Annotated in this window: 19 protein-coding genes; 11 read left to right on the top strand and 8 right to left on the bottom strand. The window is 61.3% G+C overall.

Going from position 1 to position 23,445, the window contains the following annotated elements:
• Window positions 1–186: 186 nt before the first annotated feature.
• Window positions 187–606, bottom strand: coding sequence for a hypothetical protein (locus tag LAN64_11085; protein MBZ5568380.1), 420 nt, complete (start codon window positions 604–606; stop codon window positions 187–189).
• Between the two features lie 30 nt (window positions 607–636).
• Here LAN64_11085 and LAN64_11080 point away from each other — a divergent pair, with 30 nt between their 5' ends.
• Entirely contained in the window at window positions 637–987 is a 351-nt protein-coding gene (locus LAN64_11080; GenBank protein ID MBZ5568379.1) for a hypothetical protein, read from the top strand.
• 394 nt (window positions 988–1,381) lie between these two features.
• Window positions 1,382–3,604, top strand: a complete 2,223-nt coding sequence (locus LAN64_11075; GenBank protein MBZ5568378.1) for a response regulator — start codon at window positions 1,382–1,384, stop codon at window positions 3,602–3,604.
• A 33-nt stretch (window positions 3,605–3,637) separates the two neighbouring features.
• On the opposite strand, the gene LAN64_11070 is transcribed toward LAN64_11075, so the two are convergent.
• From LAN64_11070 to LAN64_11045, 6 genes are all read right to left on the bottom strand, one after another.
• Window positions 3,638–5,059 carry an NAD(P)-binding domain-containing protein gene (locus tag LAN64_11070; protein MBZ5568377.1) on the bottom strand — a complete coding sequence of 474 codons (1,422 nt, stop codon included), beginning with the start codon at window positions 5,057–5,059 and terminating at the stop codon, window positions 3,638–3,640.
• Window positions 5,060–5,069: 10 nt separating this feature from the next.
• Window positions 5,070–6,008, bottom strand: coding sequence for a hypothetical protein (locus tag LAN64_11065; protein MBZ5568376.1), 939 nt, complete (start codon window positions 6,006–6,008; stop codon window positions 5,070–5,072).
• Window positions 6,005–6,787: a hypothetical protein gene (locus LAN64_11060; protein MBZ5568375.1), complete on the bottom strand. Its 783-nt coding sequence runs from the start codon at window positions 6,785–6,787 to the stop codon at window positions 6,005–6,007. The genes LAN64_11065 and LAN64_11060 overlap by 4 nt, the downstream gene beginning before the upstream one ends.
• Window positions 6,784–8,706, bottom strand: a complete 1,923-nt coding sequence (locus LAN64_11055; protein ID MBZ5568374.1) for a hypothetical protein — start codon at window positions 8,704–8,706, stop codon at window positions 6,784–6,786. The genes LAN64_11060 and LAN64_11055 overlap by 4 nt, the downstream gene beginning before the upstream one ends.
• A gap of 26 nt (window positions 8,707–8,732) precedes the next feature.
• Window positions 8,733–11,723, bottom strand: coding sequence for a hypothetical protein (locus LAN64_11050; protein ID MBZ5568373.1), 2,991 nt, complete (start codon window positions 11,721–11,723; stop codon window positions 8,733–8,735).
• A 337-nt stretch (window positions 11,724–12,060) separates the two neighbouring features.
• Window positions 12,061–14,004, bottom strand: a complete 1,944-nt coding sequence (locus LAN64_11045; protein ID MBZ5568372.1) for a hypothetical protein — start codon at window positions 14,002–14,004, stop codon at window positions 12,061–12,063.
• A gap of 1,090 nt (window positions 14,005–15,094) precedes the next feature.
• Here LAN64_11045 and LAN64_11040 point away from each other — a divergent pair.
• A complete protein-coding gene (locus LAN64_11040) occupies window positions 15,095–15,919 on the top strand; it encodes a helix-turn-helix domain-containing protein (protein ID MBZ5568371.1) in 825 nt (274 codons plus the stop codon).
• Here the strand turns inward: LAN64_11040 and LAN64_11035 are convergent.
• Window positions 15,849–16,250, bottom strand: coding sequence for a hypothetical protein (locus LAN64_11035; GenBank protein ID MBZ5568370.1), 402 nt, complete (start codon window positions 16,248–16,250; stop codon window positions 15,849–15,851). The genes LAN64_11040 and LAN64_11035 overlap by 71 nt on opposite strands.
• A gap of 115 nt (window positions 16,251–16,365) precedes the next feature.
• Between LAN64_11035 and LAN64_11030 the strand changes: the two genes are divergently transcribed.
• The 8 genes from LAN64_11030 (at window position 16,366) to LAN64_10995 (ending at window position 23,431) form a co-directional block, all read left to right on the top strand.
• Complete coding sequence (locus tag LAN64_11030; GenBank protein MBZ5568369.1) at window positions 16,366–16,527, top strand: hypothetical protein; 162 nt, start codon at window positions 16,366–16,368, stop codon at window positions 16,525–16,527.
• Window positions 16,528–16,637: 110 nt separating this feature from the next.
• Entirely contained in the window at window positions 16,638–17,339 is a 702-nt protein-coding gene (locus tag LAN64_11025; GenBank protein MBZ5568368.1) for a hypothetical protein, read from the top strand.
• Complete coding sequence (locus tag LAN64_11020; GenBank protein MBZ5568367.1) at window positions 17,336–17,875, top strand: hypothetical protein; 540 nt, start codon at window positions 17,336–17,338, stop codon at window positions 17,873–17,875. Before LAN64_11025 ends, LAN64_11020 begins: the two co-directional genes overlap by 4 nt.
• A gap of 298 nt (window positions 17,876–18,173) precedes the next feature.
• Window positions 18,174–18,845, top strand: a complete 672-nt coding sequence (tenA, locus tag LAN64_11015; GenBank protein MBZ5568366.1) for a thiaminase II — start codon at window positions 18,174–18,176, stop codon at window positions 18,843–18,845.
• Window positions 18,846–18,847: 2 nt separating this feature from the next.
• A complete protein-coding gene (gene thiD / locus LAN64_11010; protein ID MBZ5568365.1) occupies window positions 18,848–19,651 on the top strand; it encodes a bifunctional hydroxymethylpyrimidine kinase/phosphomethylpyrimidine kinase in 804 nt (267 codons plus the stop codon).
• Window positions 19,652–19,739: 88 nt separating this feature from the next.
• Window positions 19,740–21,401, top strand: a complete 1,662-nt coding sequence (locus LAN64_11005; protein ID MBZ5568364.1) for an ATP-binding protein — start codon at window positions 19,740–19,742, stop codon at window positions 21,399–21,401.
• 129 nt (window positions 21,402–21,530) lie between these two features.
• Entirely contained in the window at window positions 21,531–22,241 is a 711-nt protein-coding gene (locus LAN64_11000; GenBank protein MBZ5568363.1) for a FadR family transcriptional regulator, read from the top strand.
• 14 nt (window positions 22,242–22,255) lie between these two features.
• The gene (locus LAN64_10995) at window positions 22,256–23,431 is read left to right on the top strand and encodes a (4Fe-4S)-binding protein (GenBank protein ID MBZ5568362.1); all 1,176 of its coding nucleotides are present in this window, start codon (window positions 22,256–22,258) and stop codon (window positions 23,429–23,431) included.
• The last annotated feature ends 14 nt before the right edge of the window (window positions 23,432–23,445 follow it).

Here is a 23,445-nt window from a genome sequence, read left to right as displayed (position 1 = left end):
CTTTGTCTGTACTCAAGCGTCTACGAACTGCACGATTCAATTTTCAAGGGTGGATAAACCGGCCATTATGACGCAAATTCTCTATTGCCCGCGGAGAATCGCGCAAAAAAATCCCGCCGCACTTGGCTGCAGGCGGACCTCGGGTGAAGAGTATCCAATTTGGATAGACCTCACAGTCACACCTGACTAGCATAGTGAAGAAGGACCGAGCGTCAACAGAAGCCGGGCGCTCGTGAGGAGCACAGACAAATGAAACGAGTTGGCGTTATCAGCACAGCCATACTGTTCTTGCTTCTCGGAACCCATGCCCTTGCTTACGCACAGCAGGAGCAAAAGGGTAAGGAGCAGGACAAATCGCAACCGCGGCAGCAGCATCAACAGGGAAAACCAGCGCAGCAACAGCGTCAGCAACCGGCGCAGCAACAGCATCAGCAACCGGCGCAGCAACAGCATCAGCAACCGGCGCAGCAACAGCGTCAGCAACCGGCGCAGCAACAGCATCAGCAACAGCCGAATGCGCCGCGTCAGGGAAAGCCGCAACCGGTCTACGGCGGCGCCTACTACGGCGGCGTCAAGCCCAACGGCCGTACCCATGGTGGCGTTCACCACAGCGGTATCCCACAACAACAAAAGCAGGTGCGCAGTGGTTTCGGCGAGTCACGCGCCAAGTCGTGGAATAACGACCACCACACCTGGGCGCAGCGCGGCGGCTATCACGGCTACCGCATACCTGACGACCGCTTCCGGACCTACTGGGGGAGAGAACACTACTTCCGCATTTACAGCCTTCCGATGCTCTTCGTGGGCGGGTACCCTCGCTTCCGGTACGACGGTTATTGGGTCACATTCGTTGATCCGTGGCCGGAAACGTGGCCGGCAAACTGGTATGAAACCGACGACGTATACCTGGATTACACCGACGATGGGTACTACCTGTACGACCGCATGCGCCCCGGCCCCGGAATCGCAGTCACCATCACGTTTTAGTGAGATGGATGGGAAACGGGACGGGTTGAACTCCCGTTCCGTACGCCCCTTGCGTTCTTGGGTAGGTGAAGACCCGAATTAAGTTCAAGTCATAGGCCCGCAAGAAAGACTCACCCACCAACCGGGTTCCTTCTTATGTGGTCGCGGTGAATTCACTGCGGCAATGGACGCCAGCCCGCCCTGCGTCCGCCATTTGTCTCACCTGCACATTCAATGTGCGGAACCTCCCGTAGCTTTTACCTACCTAAAGGCCATGTCCCGATGCCCTGCCCGCGGTGCACATTGGTAATTTGCGCCCCCACCCCGAAGCGCCATACCGTCGCTTCCAGGTGGGGTTTGATTCCCAACCCTTCACACCATACGGAAGCGCCGTACCGTCAAGTTTAGGTGGAGTTTGATCCCAGACCTTTCACGCCAAAAGCTAGTTCTACGGCTGGCTGGTAGCGGGCTGCTGCGCTGGACTATCGCCCTGCTAGTTGCCGCTACCGCGGCGGGCGTGTCATTCGCCGCGCCCGACCACGTCGAACTCTGGACCAGCGTTTCCATCATTGCCGTCATCGCCAGCGCCAGCCTTGCGGGCTGGAGGGCTGGTCTGCTGACGGCTGCAACCTGCTTGCTGAGCGGCGGTTACATACGTCTTTCCCGCTCACCGGGAGCCATGTATCGCGTGGTGGAAGTTGTGCACCCGCTGATGTTCGCGATTTTGGCCGCGCTCATCTGCTGGTCCTTTGCGCGCTTGCATTCCGCCGTGCGGGCAATGCACCGATCGGAAGAGAAGTTCCGCTCCCTGGTGACCAACGCCCCCTATGGCATCTGCCGCTGTACCCCGGATGGCGTGCTCTTGGACGCCAATCCTGCCATGGCAGCCATGCTGCGATGTCCCGTGCCCACCGCGCTGTCGCAGCGGCGCCTCTCTGATTTCTATTGTGATCCCGAGCAGTTCGGCAGTGTTCTGGATGATCAGGGGTTGCTGAAACAATTCGACGCTGTGCGGGCGGAATGGAAACGCTGGGACAATACTCCCATCGTCGTGCGCCTCTCCGGGCGACCGATCCGGGACGACCGCCAAAAAACGTTTTTTGACCTCGTCGCGGAAGATGTTACCGAGCGACATGCTTTAGAGCAGCAGTTTCGGCAAGCGCAGAAAATGGAGGCCGTAGGCCGGCTGGCCGGCGGAGTCGCTCACGACTTTAATAACCTGCTGATGGTCATTTCCGGCTACTGTGAACTCCTGCTGGGGCAATTGGGTACGGACTCCGAATTGCGCCGTCCCGCCGATGAAATACTCAAAGCCACGGATCGCGCGGCTGCGCTGACTCGTCAGTTGCTCGCATTCAGTCGCAAGCAGGTGCAGACGCCGCGTGTCCTGGATCTGAACTCGGTGGTGGCGGAGCACCTGAAGATGTTGCCACGACTGATCGGCGAAGATATCAAGCTCATCTTTGTTCCCGGCGCGCTCTCCGGACACGTGCGCGTCGATCCGGGCCAGATCCAGCAGGTGATCATGAATCTGGCGGTCAACGCTCGCGATGCCATGCCCAATGGGGGCAAGCTAATCATCGAGACGGCCAATGTTTCCCTGGATGAGCAATATAGCCGCCAACACCCCAATGTGCTGCCCGGCGAGTGCGTGTTGCTCACCATCTCTGACACCGGCTGCGGGATGGATGCTGTAACTCAATCCCACCTGTTCGAGCCCTTTTTCACGACTAAGGGTCAGAAGGGCACCGGCCTCGGGTTGTCGACCGTGTACGGCATCGTCAAACAGAGTGGTGGACACATATGGGCAGAAAGTGAAGTAGGCAAGGGGACCACGTTCCACATTTACCTGCCGCACTTCGCCGAGACCGGCCATTCTGCACCACCAGAGGCAGTCGAGCATCGGCCACCGCAAGGTCGGGAGACGGTCCTCATCGTCGAGGATGAACCCGAGCTGCGCAGCCTGGCTCGCGCTTTCCTGGAGGCGCGCGGGTACACTGTTCTGGAGGCGGGAAATGGCGAGGCTGCGATTCGTGCCAGCCACCTGCATCCCAGCCCCATTCACCTGCTATTGACCGACGTTATCATGCCAGGCATGAACGGTCGCGAGTTGGCCGAGCAACTTACCAGCGATCGCCCCGGGATCCGGGTGCTGTACATGTCCGGCTACATCGAGAATGCCATCGGTCGCAATGGTACGCTGGATCCGCAGACCAACCTGCTGGAGAAGCCATTCACCTCGGCAACGCTGGCACGCAAAGTACGCGAAGTGCTCGACACGCAGACGGCGGTCCAACCGGCGGGAGTTCGTGCGCAGAGCCCGCGAGCGCCGCGCTTCACCATGCAACAGCCGCTCCGGTTCCGCATGCTGGGCGAAACCGAATGGGTCTCCGGCACGGCCGAGAACATCAGCCGATCTGGCGTACTGTTTCGCACCGACCGGCCGGTGTCCAGGAACGCTCAGATTGAGCTCCAGCTTATTCTCCCGGCCGAGGTGACCGGACATTCCTGTGTCGAAGTGGCGTGCCAAGGAGAGGTTGTGCGGACCATCGATGCTGCCGCCGCTATCCCGCCGCGCGTTGCCGCGCGCATCCTGAAATACCAGTTCCTCCGAGGTTCGCAGGTCGCTCAAGCGTGAATTCAGCGCCCGCCGCACTACTCGGTTGCCGCGCTAGCCTTGCGCGAACAAGGGGACCGTAGGATCGTCTTTTCTGCCCGCCGGGATTTCTTTTCGGGCTTTCTCGACCTGTTGCGCTTCGTCGCGCGCCTCCGAGGTCAGGTCTCGCGTCCCGAGCTGCACGCCGATTTTCTTCAGGAAATCATTGGGTGGAGTGCCGCCGGCAAAAACCCAGACAAAATCATTGGGGAGTTCCTGGCGCTCGCCTTTGACGTCCATCACCACCGCGTCCTCCCGGATCTCGACGGGGCTGGAATTGAATAGCACCTTGAGCTTGTTGGAGCGGATGCACTCTTCCACGCGCTGTTCGTTGCGCGCCTTGATGCGGCTGAAGCGCTCCTGGCGATAGGATAGCGTGACCTGATTTCCGACTTGATGCGCCAGTCCCATGGCCGCCTCCACCGCGCTGTCGCCGCCCCCGACCACCAGAATTCTCTTGTTCACGTAGTGATCGGCCTCAATCAGCCGGTACATGACTTTGGGCAAGTTCTCCCCGGGAACCCCGAGTTTGCGGGGAGTGCCGGTGCGTCCCAGCGCCAGTATCACGGCTCGCGCACGATACTGGCCTTTTGAGGTGGTGACCGTGAACAGGCCGTCAGGGTCCTTCTTGATGTCATCCACTTTCTCGCCGCTGCGGACCTGGAAATCGGAGCGCTTCATTACCTTCTGCCAGAAGGCGAGCAGGTCTTCCTTGGACAGTTCCATCTTTCTGAACTTCCCGTACATGGGAAATTCCACTGGCGTGGTCATCACCAGTTTTTGGCGAGGGTACTTGGACACGGTGCCGCCGACCTCGTCCTGTTCGATGGTGAGGTACTTCAACTTCTTCTCGATGGCCCGGAGCGAGGCGCCGATCCCGGCCGGACCAGCTCCGACGATCAGAATATCGGGGATCTCGGGCTGCCCCAAGCCGGCGGTGAACCAGCCTGCGGCCAGCCGGTCGGCAATGGCATCGATGCAAGCGCGGCCCTGGTTCACGGCGTTCTTGATTAACGCCAGCCCGCCTAGTTCCCCGATAATGAAAAGATTGGTGATGTTGGTTTCATATTCCGGAGTCAAGCTGGGCATCTCGGCGCCCATGCTCGGGGTGGCCATGACCATGGTGATGGCGCCCACGGGACAGGCTTCCGCGCACAGGCTGTGGCCGATGCACTTGTATCCGTTGATGATGGCGGCCTTGCCCCCTACCATCCCCAACACGTCACCCTCGGGACAGACCGCGGTGCAACTCTGACAGCCAATGCAATAGGTGACGTCGATGTGCGGATGCTGGGCCTTGGGCCCCTCGGAAAATAACTTTCCTTTTTCCGCCGAGGCGCGCCACGCCTCCTCCTTTTTCCTGATGCCCCTGAGATAAAGGTGCACAAAAAAAAGGACGAGCACAGCCGCAACCACATAGGAAATCAGAGAATCCAAGCCCGGCCCCTCAGATATACCCCAACAGCCACACGACCGCGATGTGAATGATGGCGAGTACGGCAAATGTGTAGCTGAACGGCCTGTGCACGACGTGCCAGAGATGGAACGCCTTTTGCACGCGCGAGAAAAAGGTCAGGCGCTTGGACAGGGCAGCTTGGGCACGGGCAATGTCCACGGCTTGCTCGAGTTCCAGGTTCGTGGTGCGCAACAGGCCGCCCAGGCTGCTGACCGATTGCCACCTGGTCAAGGTACGGCGCCGCAGGCGAGCGATGCGCCACGGCCGCAGCAAATCCAGGCCTACCATGTATGCCAACATCACCACGATGGGCATCCGCGCCACCTGCTCTTCGGTGGGGACGCTAAACAGCGCCCGCAAATAAGATGGACGGATCAGGCGCTGCGAGGAAAGCTGAGCCGTGTACTTCTCCTGCAGATCGCGCGCTTCCTTAAACGATAGCTCCGCCGCCGTCACGCGGCGCGGTATCTGGCTGTACAAGTAGCGGCCGATGACTCCGCTGAGCGCGACCGCGCTCATGATCCAAAACGCCGTGCCGGCGAAGCCACGAAACTTGAACGAGGCATGGAAGGCGATCACGAACGGAGCTGACAGACCGCACAGGACGTGAAAATCCATCCAGTGCTTGGTGATTCCCTGCTGCGACAACCATTTCCACCGCTTGCGCAGCGGATAGAGGAAGATGATCAAGAACAGGCTCAAGCCCAGCAAGCCTAGCTTAATGCCGATGACGCCGCTGGGCTTCAGTAGCGCGTACTTGGGCGAGAACGGGCGCTGCGTGATGTCCAGGGTGTAGTAATCGGCGCCGTAGATCGCCAGAGTCACGATCAGGGTCACGGCAGCGGCGTAGCCGGCGAGCAGGCGCAGCCGGTGGCCGCTGAGCGACGCTGAGGTTTGCGCCGCGGGCTGTGCAATCGTTGTCGAACTCACTTTTGGGCCTTCACGGTCTCCTCTACATCCACGGAGAAATGCTGGTAGCCGCTGAAGCGGTGAATGTTGCGCCAGTGCTGGCGCGCAGTTTGCACCTCGACCGTCGCCAGCGACGGCAGGCGCAACGAATCATCCACACCCCGCACGTGGACTGGATCGTATTGTACATCGGTGCGCAGCACCCGCAAACCGATGTCATCCATCGCCTGCGCCAGTTCCGCCTCGATGCGGACGATGCTGCCGGAAGCGGGATCAATCCAGGCACTCCCGGTGATGTCGAGGGGATATTCCCGGCCGCGCAGCACCAGTTCCATGGTCGTCGGCTTGTTGCGGATGTGGCGGAATGCAATGCGGGCCAGCGTCTGCCCGTTGACGACCTCGGTTTCCGGGGGAGAAAACTCGAAACTGTCCTGGTAGGAAGGATGAAACACCAGCAGCAGGGTAGCGAAGCCGTTGGTCACCAGCAGCGGGACATTGGCTTTCCTTTGCGGCGCCTGCTGTTCCAGGCGCGATTCCTGCAGGTTCAGATACGATCCCGATTCTTGCGCCAGAACCAGGTAATCATAGGTCGATTTTTCCTGGTGCTCGACTTTGCCGTTCTTCGCCAGCTTGGTCTGCGTGACTACTTCCGTGCAGCGCACCTCCGAGAACAGCTTGAGGAAACTTTCGACCTGGGCACGGGTGCGAGCAAGCAGGTCCGGCGGCAGCGCGTCGGTAGCGGAAGCGGGCAGGACAAGCGAGAGCATGAGCGGATAGAGAAGGAGGCGGGCGAAGGTCATTTCACGCCTCCCATCCGGGAGCGATTATCGAAGCGGAAGCCGAAAGTCATAATCCACTGGTCGTAGTCAAACAGGGCGCCGCGCTGCGCGGTGTAATCGCCTTGGAGGAAGTAGTGTCCGAAGGTGGCGTCGACCGACCCGTTCACGAAACGCGATGCGCCCTGGCCGGTGAAACTGGACACCAAGGTCTGCCGGCCGGCCTGTACCTGCCAGTGCAGGCGCTCGCCAACGTTGCGCGACAACGCCAGCGAGCGATAGCTACCTGAGCCGAAGGAACTGTCGAACTTGGAAAAACGCAGGTCGGCCCGGAGTCCCGTTATCCAGATGCGGTCCCAGGTGATGCCGTAGAGTTCGTTCCAGGAATTCCGCTGATCGCCGCTGCGGCTGCTGCGTCCCAGATCGGCGTACAAGGTGATGTGCCGCACCGTTTCCACGCGCACCCCGGCGCTTAGCCCCTGAAACAGAAATTTGTCCACCAGCCCGGTGCCGATCAGTTGTTGCGAAAATGTGGGCACGTCGCGGAAGTAGTTGTGGTTCAGGTCGAAAGAGATGCGCGGGTGCGGTTGAAAGCGGACCGTAATGAAGCTGCGGCTGAGACCGGCCCCGGCCCTGGCGACTCTGGGGACCGGGCGCGGATCGTCGGCCTGCGCCGATTGATACACCGAGAAGTAGCGCTTATAGAAGATCCCGTTTTCGAAGAAGATGAACGGGCGTTCCAGCACCCACCCGATGCTGCTCATCGCCATGCCGGAGGTGCTGGTGTAGTGAACGGAGTCGAAACTGCCACCCTCAAAATTGATGAACGAACCGGCGATGCGGCGGTCCGGGTTGTAATCCCAAGAGGTCGGGTCGGGAGTGGATCCGGCGAAGATGCCGGCGGTCGCGCCGTGCCCGAGCTTGCGTCCGATATAGCCGCCGTCGAGCGTGTCCAGACTGCTGGCCCACGGCAGATAAAGCCGGCCCACGCCCGCCACCCACTTCGATTGCGGGTTGTTGTAGCTCAGGCTGAGGTGATAAGTGCGATTGATCAGATCGGACAGCGTGGGTTGCCCGGGAGCAGAGCTGTTGTTGAGGCGGCCCCGCCAGTATCCGCTCAGGTTCCAGTAGCTGCCGCCGATGCGGGTCACATCGGCGCGCACCACGCCTCCGAGCTGGTAACTGCTGGACGCCACCGACCCGCGGCTGCTGATCCCGCTGAAATCCAACCCGATCCGGCCGCGCGCGCGATTCACTTCCGGCAACGGTGGGCGCGGCACTTCGTCACGCACTTCCTCCTCCAACGGATCTCCTTCGCTGAACGTCACCACTTGGGGATACTTGCGCGCTCCGCCGGTGGCGCGCGTTTGCGCCAGCGTTTCGGCGTCCGCCGCGGAGAGGTAAGCGATATCGCCGGCGTGAATCTCCGCCGTCGTGCTCTTCACCTCGCACACCGCCGATGCCGAAGCCACGGAGGCGACCTCGAGCTCGGCAGTGTCCACGGCGCCGCTCGCGTTGGCCGCATCGCTGCGCTGGGCGCGACGCCTGATTGTCAGCTTCATGCCCTCGGAGAGGCCGGCAGCGCGCCCGCCATTGAGATACACGCTGTGCTCGGCGACGTACTTCACCTTGAACATCGTCTGCACATGGAGACCCGAGGGAGGGAGCACGACGGGCGAGTCTTGTTGTGGCTGCGGGAGGGCTTGTTCCACTGTCTGCGGCTGCGAGACGGTTTGTGTCGCGGGCTGCGACTCCGGCGCTTTTGCCACCGTTTGCACGGCTGCTGATACTGGCGGCAGGCGCTGCACCTGTTGCGTCTGCTCGGCCGGAGAGGACTCCTGCTGGCCGGACGCCGCCGTCGCCATCGCGAGCATGCAGGTCAGCGTTGCCAGCCTTGCCCGCGTGCTCCGCGAACAGTAGTAAGTGCCAGGTCTAAACTTCATCGATACGCTCCCCAACTCCCGCTGGATTACCCCCCGCCACCGTTCTTGTGGCAGGCATAACAATTCGCGCTGTTCCAGACAAATCCCTTGACCCCGGAGTGCTCCGAGGTCGTCGGTCCCTGCGTGTGGCAACTGGTGCACACGAATACCGTGTAATCGGAAGGGTTGGTATGACAGTCGCTGCACAGCTTCGCGCTGTGGTGCGGGATCGGGAACCAAGTGTGATTGAAGGTTGCGCCGGCCCACGAGGTGGTGGTGTGGCACGTCTGGCAGGTGGTGGGGAATCCCGCCGCGATGTGGTTCGGGTTGGTGACGCCCGTGTAGTCGGCCTTGTGACACGAATAGCAGTCAGTGGGCGTGGTGGTGTAATTTCCTCCGATGTGGCAAAGGGCGCAGGCCACGCTGGTATGCGCGCCGGTCAGCGGAAACACCGTCTTGCTGTGGTCAAACGTAGCCGGCTGCCACACCGTGGTGGTATGGCAGATCTCGCACGTCTGTGGGAACGCTAACGTCACGTGGTTCGGACTCGTCGTCCCGTTGTAATCCTTGAGGTGGCAGGACACGCAGGTGGTGTTGGCGGCACTTAATGGGGTGCTGCCGTGGCACGCCGAGCAATTCAGGGTGGCGTGCGCGCCGGTGAGAGTAAAGCCCGTCGTCGCGTGGTTGAACGTCGCCCCCGACCAGTTGGTGGTGCTGTGGCACAACGAACAATCCGTCGGGAAGCCGACCGCGGCGTGATTCGGATTCGTCGTACCCTGGTAATTCTTCAGGTGGCAGGACGCGCACGCCGCGTTGGCTGCCGTTAATGGGGTGCCTGCGTGGCACACCGAGCAAGCCTGCGTGGCGTGCGTGCCGGTGAGCGCAAAGCCCGTCGTCGCGTGGTTGAACGTCGCCCCCGACCAGTTGGTGGTGCTGTGGCATTGCGAGCAGTCCGTCGGGAAGCTGACTGCCACGTGACTCGGATTCGTCGTAGCCTGGTAATCCTTCAGGTGGCAGGACGCGCAGGCCGCATTGGCGGCCGCTAATGGAGTGCCTCCGTGGCACGACGAGCAAGCCAGGGTGGCGTGCGTGCCGGTGAGCGCAAAGCCCGTCGTCGCGTGGTTGAAGGTCGCGCCCAGCCAGTTCGTCGTGCTATGGCATTGCTCACAGGTCTGGGGGAAGGCGACGGCCGTGTGGTTCGGATTCGTCGTACTCTGGTAATCCTTCAGGTGGCACGTCGCGCAGGCTGCTGAGGTGATGTTGTAGTTTCCGTTGGTGTGGCACTGAGTGCAGGTGGCGGTGGCGTGCGCGCCGGTCAGCGGGAAGCCCGTCGTCGCGTGATTGAAGGTCGCGGGCTGCCATGCCGTCGTCGTATGGCAGGTATTGCACTGCTGTGGGAACGCTAGCGCCACGTGGTTTGGATTCGTAGCGCCCTGGAAATCCTTCAGGTGACAGGACACGCAGTTCGTATTGGCCGCCGATAATGAGCCACCCGTGTGGCACGAGGAGCAAGTCAGGCTCGCGTGCGCGCCGGTGAGGGGGAAGCCGGTCGTCGAGTGGTTGAACGTCGCCCCCAGCCAGTTCGTGGTGTTGTGGCAGACCGAGCAGTCCGTCGGGAAGCCGACCGACGCGTGATTCGGATTCGTGGTTTTCTGGAAATCCGTCAGGTGGCACGTGGCGCACGCCGCCGACGTGAGGTTGTAGTTTCCGTTCACGTGGCACTGCGCGCAGGCGACGGTGGCATGCGCGCCGGTGAGCGAGAAGCCCGACTTGCTGTGGTCAAACGTGGCCGGCTGCCAGGCGGTCGTCGTGTGGCAGAGGTTGCACTGCTGCGCAAATCCGCCCGCCACATGGTTCGGATTCGTAGTGCCCTGGAAATCCTTCAGGTGGCAAGACACGCAGTTCGTGCTGGCTGCAGTCAACGTTCCGCCGGTATGGCATGACGAACAATTCAGGCTCGCGTGCGCGCCGGTGAGCGCAAAGCCCGTCGTCGAGTGGTCAAACTTTGCCCCCTGCCAATTGGTGGTGCTGTGGCACGACAAGCAGTCGGTTGGGAAGCCGATCAACGCGTGGTTGGGATTCGTGGTTTTCTGGAAATCCGTCAGGTGGCAGGACACGCAGGTGGTGTTGGCTGCCGTCAGCGTTCCGCCGGTGTGGCACGACGAGCAACTCAAGCTCGCGTGGGCTCCCGTGAGGGCGAACCCGGTGATCGCGTGATTGAACGTTGCTCCCAGCCAGGTAGCGGTGCTGTGGCATTGCGAGCAGGTCTGCGGGAAGCCGATCTGGGCGTGATTAGGATCCTTGGCGCCGTTGTAGTCCTTGAGGTGGCAGCCAGTGCAGTTCGACGGAGTGCCCTGGTAGCGACCGCCGACGTGGCACACACTGCAGTCCAGGGTGGCGTGCGCGCCGGTGAGCGCAAAGCCGGTGAAAGCCAGGTGATTGAAGGTCGCTCCTGCCCACGAGTCCATCGACCGGTGGCATTGCTGGCAGTTTGTAGAGAAGTTCAAGGCCACGTGACTGGGAGACTTCGTATTGGTGAACGTGGTCATGTGGCAACTGACGCAATCGGTGGACAGCCCCTTGAACTGTCCCACCGCGGCGCCTTTATGACAGGACTCGCAATCTGTGACCGCGTGCGCTCCGATGAGCGGAAAGCGGTTCTGGTGCTCGCTGATGGACTTGAGCGATACCGTCCAACCGTTCACGCTGTGGCACTGCTCGCACTGCGCCCCCATCTGGCGGCGATGGATGTCGGCGTGGCAGTCGGCACACTTGTTCCCGACGTTGGTGAACACGGCATTGCTGTGGCATTCCACGCAGGCCACGTTCTTGTGCATGCCGCGCAGTGGATAGCGGGTTTTGCTGTGATCGAACTCGGGCATGCTGCGAATGGGCTTCCAGCCTGAGAACGTGTGGCAATTCTGGCAGGGAATATTCAGCGCGCCGTGGGGACTGCGTGTGTTTGGAGCGGTTTGCGGTGGCGGTGCCGGGCTGCCTATCGCCGGCGCCACCAGCAGCACTAGTTGCAGTGCTAGCATCGAAAGCAACTTCCACTCTCCAGTTGGAATCAAATTTCTAGATTCAGCCCAGCGTTGCAGCTGCTCCCTAAGTGCACCCCGAGGGAAGGTTTAGTGGAGAGCAGCACTGCAATTCCCGGGCCGCGAACTGGCACAATTCGAAGCGCTTGTGGAAGATCGCGGAACACGCAGTATTGGTGGCCACCTCACAAAGGTGTGTGATGTAAGCGCACCGCGATTGCTTCCGCCCCAGCCGCGAAAATTTCACATCAATCGAGAAAAAGTTACCCAAGCCAGTTTCCACTACTAAGAACTCCTTAAACCCGTCCGGGACAAAATCCCGTTGTGAATCTGAGGGTTAGCGGCGGGCCGCCGTGGCGGAAGTTGGCGTCACGGCAGGGCCGTGGCAGGCCGCGCATTCCCTTGGCGTGGGCTTGTAGAACAACACTTCGTCGCCATCCACCAGCCTGGTACTGCTATGGCACCGCGCACAGCGCACGTTCTTGTGTACCCCTTCCAGCGGGAAGCGAGTGCGGGTATTGTGATCAAATAGCGAGGGTTTCCATTTGTTGCTGTTGTGACACGAGGCGCATTGCTCCGCCACCCCGGCCACCACGAACTGCCCGCCGTGGGGGCTCCGGTGACAACCCTCGCATGTTCTTGGTGCCACGCCGAAGTTAACGTCGGCCAGCGTGGTCTCCAGGTTGGGCGGACGGTGACAATCGGCGCAGGCGACGGCGCGATGCGCGCCCAGCAGGGCAAATTCCGTCGAGGCGTGATCGAAGCCCGCCAATTCTTTCCAGGAGGCCAAGGAGTGGCAGGCTTGGCAGCCGGCGGGCTTGCCGTTGCCGGCGACCATCCGCATGCGCTCGGCAAATTGCCCGCGATGCGGATCGCGGTGACATGTGGTGCACGAGCGGTCCTCAAAACGATAGCGCGCCACCCTTTCCAGGCCGGGCCCTCCCAGGGGTCGATGACAGTCGCTGCAGGCGACCGCCACGTGACCCCCGCTCAGCGGAAAACGCGAGCTCTGGTGGCGCGCCTGAGTAAATGTTGACGGCCGGAATTCCTGCAACGAGTGACACGACTCACAGCGATTCAGGATGGGAGCGGTGGCGAACTGCCGTTCGTGGACATCGCGATGACAGTCGGTGCACTGGGCAAACTTGAGGCGGTACAGCGTCGCCTTGCCCGCCGGGAGATGGCACTTCTCGCAACCAACCGAAGCGTGCTTGCCCTGCAGCGGGTAGGTCTTGTTGTGGTCGGCGAGGCCGAATTTAGCCGGCTTAAAGCCCTCCACGGTGTGGCACGATGAGCACTCGCCGGCGTCCGCGCGCTGGGCGAATTGCCCGCTGTGCGGATCGGGACGATGGCAGTCGGAGCATTGCTGGAAGGCGATCGGCTTTTTGAAATCTCCCGCCGCGTGGCATTGCTCGCAGCCCAACAGTGCGTGCTTGCCCCGTAGAGGGTACTTCGTCGTTGCGTGGTCAAATTTGCCCGCCAGAGTCGTCGCCGGTACCGACTTCCAGGTGACGGTGCTGTGACACGATTGGCAGGAATTGACAAACGTTCCGCGGTGCCGGTCCGCGTGGCACGCGGTGCAGCGATCGAAGGCGAGACCCTTCCAGCGCGGTACTCCGCCCGGCTCGGTCGGCGTGTGGCACTTCTGGCAGGCGACGCGCGCGTGGCCGCCGGTGAGGGCGAAGCGGGTGCGCGCATGATTGAAGCCTGCCAGCGCCTTCCAGTCGTTGGTGCTGTGGCACTGCTCACAGGTGCGGCCCAGTTGCCCGAGGTGCGGATCTTTATGGCAGCCGGCGCAATCGGAGGACAAGCCCAGATAGGTTCGGCTCAGGTCTTTGACCTTAATCAGCGGCTTCTCGCCGGTCACGATGTTGGCTGGCGTATGGCAGCGGTTGCAGCTCAGCGCAGCATGTTTCCCCGTCAGCGCCCAACCGGTTTTCCCGTGATCGAACTGCTGTTGCGACGGCGCCCATTTGATGATCGCGAACTCTTCGCCGTTGTGTTCGGAGTGACAACCGGCGCAGCTCTGGCTGCCGGCCTCTTTCGCCACGATGCGCGCGTGAAAGCCGCGCCCGGCGGCAATCCGGCTGCCGATTTCGGTGTGGCACTCCAGGCATTTGAACGTGGCTTGACCGCCGAGGCGGTGGCAGCTGGTGCAATTGGTGTCGCCGTTCAGGAAGCTGTGCGGTCGGGAGAGCAGTCCGGGAGAAATTTGCGCCCGCGCCGGGGCGGCGCACAGCACAAGGCTGGCCGCTGTACCAAGGCACACCACAGTCGCCATGGCAAGATGGGACCAACGCAAGACGGAAGTGGCGCCCCTTGGTTCGTGCCGCTGTGGCAATCGATAGCCTCGCGAGGGGAGTTCCGTCGGTTCAAACTTTTCCGCAATCTACTACAACAGATCGCTCGTTCGCAAATTTCATGGTGAGGCGCCGATGCCCAAACCCATCAAGGCGACTGGGCGCCGATGACAAGTCTCCGCTCAGCTTTTCGCGGGTTGGTTTTCAGTTGACTCGCCACTGGTTCCCGGCCGACGTGGCTTGAGCCGAGAGACGGTTGCGCCTGCCGGGGACGATGAACTCCCCTGTTCGGGCGCCAAGACGCGCTTCTTTTCTGGCTGCGGTCGTCCGGCCATGCGTTCGGAGGGTGTGCCGCTGGTCACGAGTTTTTCCAGTTGTTCCAAAGCTTCAATGGCGCGATCCAGGGATGCCCGCCGCTTGCGAAGTCGCGTTAACTCGTTGTTCATAGGAGCATGATCCGTTGCTGGATTTGCGGCGGATTATGCCCGGAACGGAGCGGATTGAGCCCCGAAGCGAAAAATGTTCTGATTCTAGAACAAACCGGTTTCGTGGCTAGGCAGCCTTCGCCCGTCTCCTCCGCTCTGCCCACCGTTTCTTCATCATCTCGGAAATGCGTTTCCGTCCTTCCGGCGTCAGTCTCCTCCGCCGGCGTCTTCCGTTCTGTCGGCGCGGCCCCCCAACTTCCGCCCCAGTCGTGATCCTCTCCAATGCAGCGATGGCATCATGGACGCGGTCGCGTTCGCGCCGCAGTTCTTCTAGGATCTGGCTGATGTCCAAGTTCTCTCCTTCCCGTCGAGCTACGCAAACCGGCTAGGCTAATGCAACTAGGAGTTCCCCCGGCTCTGCCGGTGTGCGTGGCGGTTTTGCAAGCGCACAGCTTTCACCCGTACTGCCTGGAGCGAGCGGTTTTGACTTTGGGTCGCGATCAGGCCCCTTTGAGGGGCCCGCGACCCGTAAAGCCTCCGGCTCTGCCGGAGGATACTTACTGCTTCTCACCGGAATTGGAAAGAAAAAAGTACCTGGGACTGGCTCCAGTTTCCCTTGTCGAAGGGGGCACGGCTGGAGTCTAATATGCGCCACTTGGGAGAGGACATGAATGCGGGACAGAAGCTGCGAGCGGCCAGGGAAAAGCTCGGACTCACGATCCGGGACGTGGAGACCGCGAGCGCGCGGTTGGCGGCGAAGTATGGCATCGACGAATACAACATTCCCCTGAGCCGGTTGTCGGACATCGAGACCAAAGGGATTCTTCCCAGCATCTACAGGCTATACGCCTTCTCCGTCATCTACCGCATCAGTGCGGAGGCGCTGTTGTCGTGGTACGGGGTGGATCTTAAGCAGCAAGCCCAGGACCTGAGCGTGGTTGAGCCGCCGAAAACACATCGCCTCCGCGCCAATGTAGGCGCGGGTGAAGTGCAAGTTCCGGTCCGTTTGGACCCGGGTTTTGATATCCGCAAGACCTCCAATCTCGGCCGCATGATTGAAAAATGGGGCGGTATTCCTCTCATTTTCCTGCAACAACTGGCGCAAAGCCCTTACACCTACGGATACATCGGCGCCGAGGACTTCACCATGTATCCGCTGCTGCTTCCCGGCTCCTTTGTTCAAATCGATGAAGCCAGGAACAAGGTTTGCGAGGGCATGTGGCGTTCCGAATACGAGCGCCCCATGTACTTTGTGGAGACGAGAGAAGGACACGTCTGCTGTTGGTGCGCCCTGCGTCAGAATCAGCTTGTCTTACAGCCTCATCCGCTCTCTCCCGTCCAGCCGCGCGTGCTGAAGGACCAGCAGGAAGCGGAGGTGATCGGGCAGGTTGTAGGCGTGGCTATGAGGCTCGTCGACTGGATCCCTTCGTCGTCCGGGAGAGCAGGGAGAGCGCCAAAAGAATTGAATTGAAATGACGTTTGCCGCCGCCCGCGGTATCCGGCGGAATGAGCTTCCCCTGTTGTGCTTGCAAGCCGGCCACCGCATCGGCGGCAGGATTTCCGTTAGGCAGGGACTGCGTCTCTTCCGACAGCGAGGCCAAAGGCGTGCGCAGCACCTCCAGCCAAATTTGTGTGTGGGCATCGGAGATCGCGGCTTGGGCTGCCGAAGCGCCGTGCGCGCGAGACAATCCCCAGTGCTCGTAATCGCCACCACGGCGCAACTCGCCGATATAAGCAAGCTTCGATAGCGGCCCGGAAAAACTTCCGAGAGTTCTGACCACAAAATCCTGCAAAGCCGACAAGAAAACCATATCTGTTCTAGTTTCCGAAACTCGAACAACTACCTACAAGTCGGTCTAACTCCCTGCTCGGGGAGCAGATTAGCACGGTCAAGCCAATTTTCGAAGGAGATTGACCGTGAAAAATCTGCTGCGCGTTCTGCTTGCCGTGATGCTGCTTTCCGCTTGCCTGTCAACCACCGCACTGGCCGACGGGACAAGTCCTCCGGCTGATTGTGACCCGTTCTCCAATCCGCACTGCCCGGCGCCGGTGCCACCGGCGCACGCGCCGTTGCGGTGAAAAGCGAGTAGTATGCCCCATTGTGAGCTGCCGAAAATCGTAATATTCTTCGGCAGCTCATGACTTGGGATCGTCTCATTGCGTTGGCCCTTTGGTTCAGTGGACCGGTCATGCAAATTCTCTTGCTACTGCAAGCACGCAGACGCAGGCTGTGGCACGTTTGCCCCGCGTTTTTTGTTTATACGGCATTCCAAATTGTTAAAGCCGCAGTCCTCTTCACCGTCAGTGACCCCAAGGCGTATAAGCTGTATTTTGTAGCCTATTGGACGGGCGAGGTCATTGATGTCTTGCTGGTGGTTGCTGTCTTGTATCAACTGTACAGCCTTCTTTTCCTCGGTTACGAAGGACTTCGTGTATTGCAAGACGTTCTCTTCCGGTGGGCTACGGCGGTTTGCGTTCTCATAGCGGTGACGGTCGCGGCGTCAGTACCCGGGGCGGACTCGAGCCGTCTCCTGGCAGGCCTTTTGGCCGTCCATGTCGGCGCGGCCATTCTGAAAGCCGGTCTCATCATTTTTGCCATGGTCATGTCGTCAGCACTGGCGCTGCGTTGGAACCATTACGCTTTCGGCGCCCTAGTTGGATTTGCTTTATACAATACCGTGGAGCTTGCCGCCGGAGCGGCCCGAGTGAATTTAGGTATGATCGCTTCCGGACCGTACCGGCTCATCAGTCCCGCGGCGTACTCGTGTGGGATGTTGGTCTGGGTAGCATACTTCTTCAGCAAAGAAAAAGAACCGGTTCCACTGAAATCAGTTCCTGAAAACAGCTTGGCCGCGTGGAACCAAGCCTTGTTGGAGTTACTAACGAAATGATAGTCGTATTGGTCCTGGTTTTTGTCGCACTGTTCATCACCATCGGCTTAGGTCATGTGGTACGCGGGTTTGCGGCCCAAGTCATGGACCCGGAACAACTGTTGGGCCGCACCTGCCCCGTGGACCTGCCAGCGTTCCGGAACGTGATCAATCCCGACGAGGATGCCTATTTGACGGCGCACCTGCCGAGAACCGCAGTGTGGCGTGTTCGGCGGGCGCGGTGCTTGGCTGCCTGCGAATACGTGCAACTGACCGCTCACAACGCCGGCATATTGATCCGGCTCGCGCAGACCGCAAAGAACAGCGACCAAGTTCGCATCCGGGAAGCCGGCAGACAATTGCTGACCTTGGCGCTTCAAACCAGGATGCTTGCCGGTGTCGCGATCGTGCAGCTTTACATCGCGTGGTTGTTGCCGTTCTGGCAGCCTTCGGTACGATCGGTGACAGAAGCCTATACCGGCGTGCGTGCTGCACTCGAATCCGTCGTGATTTGGCAACGCCCTGACTTGGCAGGACGCTTGCGTGAAGCAGTTTAAGAACTTCGCTAATGCACATTACCGCTCCAAGGGCAGTGCTTCGACCGCAGGAAACAGCACTCGCTTCTTGCTGTTCCGAATTCAGAACATTGCGTTCTCGGGACAGCGGCTGTAAAGCGCTCCTCTCCAGCCATGTTGAAAACGTTCCGGGCTATAGCCCCTGTCCCAACCCGTCAGCACCGATGAGATCGCTTGTCATAGTGGATGGCCATCGTGGTCCCGCGTTGATACTGCCGCGGCTTGCATCGTGCGCCGCCGTTGCGACCGCACTGCCGGAGTGGTACAAGTCTGGCAGGCTATGGCGGAGCGATTCACAGAGCGCCTGCAACGAAAAGTCGCGTCCATCTGGGAGGCGCAGCACCTGCACCCGTTCGTGCGCGGCATCGGCGACGGCACTCTCGACCTGGAGCGCTTCAAGTTCTGGGTGCGGCAGGATTACGTCTTTCTGATCGAGTATGCGCGCGTAGTGGCGCTGGCCACGGCGCGCACTCCCGCCCTGAACATGATGGCGAAATTCGCCGCCCTGCTCAACGAAACGGTGAATACCGAGATGGGCCTGCACCGCGCCTACGCCGCCGAGTTCGGCATCAGCACCGCCGAATTGGAGCGCGAGGCCCTTGCGCCCACCACGCGCGCCTACTCCGATTTCCTGCTGCGCGTGGCTGCCACCGGCGATTACGCCGAACTGGTCGCGGCCCTGCTGCCGTGCATGTGGGCCTTCAGCGAGATCGGGTTGCGGCTTGCCAAGCTGTCCGCCCCTGCCGACCATCGCTACCGCAAGTGGATCGCGATGTATTCGTCCTCCGAGTTTGCCGACTTGGCGCGCTGGTGCCGCGAACTGATGGACGAGGTGGCGACCGGCTTGCCCGAGCGCCAGTTAGAGAAGTTGGAAGCAGTGTTCCTGACCAGCAGCCGCTACGAGTTCCAGTTTTGGGAGATGTCATGGAAACAAGAGCAATGGCGCGTGTAAGCATTCCGCGCGTCCTGATCGTCGCCGGCTCCGATTCCAGCGGCGGCGCGGGAATCCAGGCCGACTTGAAGACTGTGTCCGCGCTGGGCGCCTTCGGCATGACCGCCATCACCGCGCTCACCGCGCAGAACACCAGCGAGGTACTCGGGATCCTCGAGGTCGCGCCGGAATTCGTCACCCTGCAGATTGACGCCTGCATCAACGATGTCGGCTGCGACGCGGTCAAGACCGGCATGCTGGCCGACGTTCCCATCATCCAGGCCGTGGCCGCCGCCATTGCGCGCCACCAACTGCGGCGCGTGGTCGTGGACCCGGTCATGATCGCCAAAAGTGGCGCGCACTTGCTCAAAGCTGAGGCGGTGGCCGAGTTGAAATCGAAAATGCTGCCCCTGGCAACCGTCGTTACACCCAATCTTCATGAGGCCGGCGCGATGGTCGGTCGCGAGATTCACGACTTGGCGGGGATGAAGGAAGCGGCGCGCGCCCTCCGCGACCTGGGACCGGAAAACGTGGTGATCAAGGGAGGGCATCTCGCGGGCATCGCCGCCGATCTGCTCTATGACGGGCGCGAATTCACCGAATTCCGCGCCGACCGCTTCCACAGCAAGCACACCCACGGCACGGGGTGCATCTTCGCCTCGGCGATTGCCGCCAACTTGGCGCACGGGCGCAGCGTGAAGGAGAGCGTTGCCGCCGCCAAGGAATTTATTACTACCGCGATTCGCAACGGGCTCGCCATTGGCAAGGGCTGTGGACCGGCCAATCCCATGGCGGCGCTGCTGCAGCCTGCGACAACGTCGCGCTGAAGGCCCCCGGGCAGCGACGAGAGATGCCGCAGGGAAGAGGATTACGCGTCACAGACAAGATTTCCTCGGTATGCCATAAGAGAGGGCTATGGCTCGGACTACGCAATCCGGACCTGCTGTGCCGGTGGGCTCGGCTACCATTTTCTTCACTTGCGACCGCTACGAGCGCGCGCTGGAGGCGGTCAGGCGACGCTTACGCCGCCACGCCGTCGCTGACTACGCTTGGCTGTCCGACCTGGTCGAGGTCGGCGGATTTCACTATGAATCTGGAGAGCGATTGTTCGAGCCGTGGTCGGCCTCGCTCCAATCCGTTCTCGGCGACGCCATCCGACCCCTCCTCCAGGAAGCCTGGGGACTGATTCCGCAGGCGGCGGCGGAGAAATTTGCCGCGCTCCTCAACGGCATGCTCTCCGAGCGCGATCACATCCGCATTGAGCAGGCCTACGCGCGCCTGAAGTTTCCCGTCGCCAGAGTCAATCCCGACGTCTTGATGACCGGCGGCAGCACTGGCGAACTTTCCCATGACGGCGCCTCCGTTCACGAGCACACCTGCTCCAAGTGCGGCATGACGTTCCGTCATGAGGCGTGGGAATGCGAACCGCCCAACCATACGTTCTGCAATCTGTGCGCCGAAGAGGTGATGGGCCCGATGCCCATCTGGGTCCAGCGCTGGGCGTCGGCGCGCGACGAAACTCCAGACGACCCTCCCGCCGCGCCGGTCCGCACCGAAGCTGCCGCCGAGGCGCCCCAAATCTGCCTGCCTGTGGCAGATGCGAGTCGCGCCCCGGCCACACCCGCTCCCGGACCCAAGCCGCCGCCGCAGCCGACCGCCAAGGCCGACGTTGTCCCAAATCCTACCGAGCGCGGCCTCGCCAAGGTGGCGGGCATGGATGAACTCAAGGCGCTGCTCTACGACGAAGTGGTTTCCGCGCTGCGCGACCCGGAAGAGCTGAAGGAGTACGGTCTCACCATCCCCAATGGCATTCTGTTATTTGGCCCGCCGGGTTGCGGCAAAACTTACATCGCCCGCCAGCTCGCCGAGGAACTGAACTACTTTTTCAAGGAAGTCTTTCCCTCCGAGATCGGCAGCACCTTCATTCACGACACGACTCTGAAAATCCGCGAAACCTTCGACACCGCTGCCGAGCACGCGCCCGCCCTCCTGTTTGTGGATGAGTTCGAAGCCATGGTGCCGGCGCGGAGAGCGCTGGGCGCCCATCAGCACCACACCTCGGAAGAGGTCAGCGAGTTTCTCAAGCAGCTGGAATCGTGCGCGTCGCGCCGGATCGTGCTTATGGCCGCCACCAACGAGCCGTGGAAGATTGATCCGGCCGTGATCCGCACCGGCCGCCTCGACAAGCTCATCTACGTCCCCGCGCCCGACGCCACCGCCCGCGCCGCCATGTTGCGCTTCCATCTTTATGGGCGGCGGCAGTGCGCGGGCATTGATATTGTATCGTTTGCCGATACATTGCCCGGCTACTCGGCCAGCGACCTGAAGATGGTGGTGGATGAAGCGGCGCGCCGCGCCCGCAAGGCCCGCCAGCCGATTTCGGAAGGGCACCTGCGCGCCGCCGCCCGCGAACTGGTGCCGCCCTCGGTGACCGCCCGCGACGAGTTGCGCTTCCTCGCCTTCGGCCAGCGCGGCGTCAAGACCTCCCGTTACATGGTGGCCAATGACATCGCTTCTGTCCTGCGCACCATTAACGCCGGCAAAGGAGAGCGCCGGGTGAAGCTGGCGCGCGACTGACGCAGCCCCACACTCCGTTCCCATCCCAGCCCACGTCACAACTAATGGTGACGCTGGTCACTGCGTAAGTTTCCTGCCTGCCTAGAATTGGCGAGGTGGTCAGGTTATCAGACCACTTGGATTCGCCCTTTGGCTAGCACGCCCAAACCCACCTTCGAGGTTATCCGCAAAGACAAGGTCTACGACCAAGTCGCGCGCAAGCTCGAGCAGTTCATCCTCCAGGAGCTGAAGCCCGGCGACAAGCTCCCTTCGGAGCGCGAACTGGCGTTGTCGTGCAAAGTCAGCCGCAGTTCTATCCGGGATGCCATGCGCAGGCTGGAATTGATGGGGCTGGTGGAGCCCCGTCAGGGCGCCGGGACCATTGTCCGACAGCTTTCCCCGGATGCGCTGGTCAACCCACTCACCGCCATCCTGTTGCGCCAGCGGAAGCACCTGGCCGAACTGCTCGAGGTCCGCCGAATGATCGAGCCGCCCATCGCGGCCCGTGCCGCTCAGCACATTACCCCCGAACAACTGGCTCATTTGGAGGAGATCCTGCGCCGCCAAAGCCAGAAGCTGAGCCAGGACGACCCGGCCATCGAGGAAGACTCGGAGTTCCATTACGCCATCGCCACCGCTGCCGACAACTCCGTGCTGTTGCACGTGATCGATGTGTTGATGGACCTGCTTCGGGAAAGCCGCGAACGCAACATGCAGGTGGAGGGACGGCCGCAGAAGTCTTTTGCAGGTCACAAGCGCATTTTTACCGCGTTATGCCAGGGTGACGCAAAAGCGGCGGAAGCCGCCATGTGCCAGCACCTGGACGAAGTTACGGATCTAGTACTTAAGCAGCATAAATGAATGGAGGTCGCCAGATGGGCCAGCTATTTGCCATCGAAATTATCTACCGTGGGGTCTTTCAAAAGACTCTGGCGAAGAACATATGCCGCGGGATCGTCCTGGCCGCCCACAATGAGGGCAAACCAGGCCTTTCCTTTGGCCGTTACGGGGACAGCCCGGAGCGGAACGGCATTCCCGCCAAGAGCTTTGCCATCGTCGCCACCGACGATGAGACCCTGGAAAAAGGAATGGCTCAGTACGAGCCCAAACACACCGACGTCACCGTAGTCCTGGACGACACGCTCTGCAAAGGGATCGAGTCCTGGGGCTGGTACGGCGTGCAGACCGTGACCGAGCACCTGAAGCCAGGTGCGACCCTGATCGTCGCCTCCCTGGAGCAGCCGACGACGTTGCTCAAGGCGCTCCACACGAACGATAAACCGTACAAGCTTGGCGTCGTCCGCGGCGTCACCAGCTTCTCCGGCATGTGGGTCTTCAAAGACGACCACACCGATGTCCGGGTGCTGGGCGCGATTGCCAAGGCGCTGCCGGAGCTGATGAAGCTGACCTCGCTGGAGAAGTTCATCAGCGAGAAGCTCAAGAACACGCTGAAGGTCACCTCGGCCCACACCAGCTACGACAAGTTCTCCAGCATCGAAGTCAAGCCGGGAACCGGCAATGCGGAAAAACTGGCGCACTTCGATCTGATCGGTTCCTCCGCTATGCGCCTGGGCGTTTCCATCCCCGGCCAGCCGCAAGGCGGTCCGTATCCCGACCCGGTCACCAAGGAACTGGGTGGCTTCCGCCCGGCGCGCAATGAACAGCTCAAGAAGGCGACCACGCGCACCATGCGTCCGGTGGTCAACTTTGCCACCTGCACCAAGTGCACGCTGTGCTGGTTGAACTGCCCGGATGGGTCGTTCGACGTCACCTCCGAGGGCACGTACGACGCCAACCTCGGCGCGTGCTGCGGTTGCGGCATCTGCGAAGCGGTTTGCCCGGTGCCCGATTGCATTCGCATGGTTCCGGAGACGGCATTTGCCGACAGCGCCAGCCAGTACGCGGCGTACCGCAAGGACAAGGCCGCTTACAAGGCCATGTTGGACAAGGTCGTGGTTCCGCCTCCAGCCGAGCGCTCGCACGGCTACCGCTTCAAGGGACAGTACAAGGATCAGGCCGTTAAAGCCCTGGAAATCGCCCAAAAAGGCTAGCTTAGAAGGAGATT

The organism is Terriglobia bacterium (assembly GCA_020073185.1).
GTDB lineage: Bacteria > Acidobacteriota > Terriglobia > Terriglobales > Acidobacteriaceae > JAIQGF01.
The sequence above is the reverse complement of the archived record's forward strand: the minus strand, read 5'-3'. Positions and strand labels throughout refer to the sequence as shown.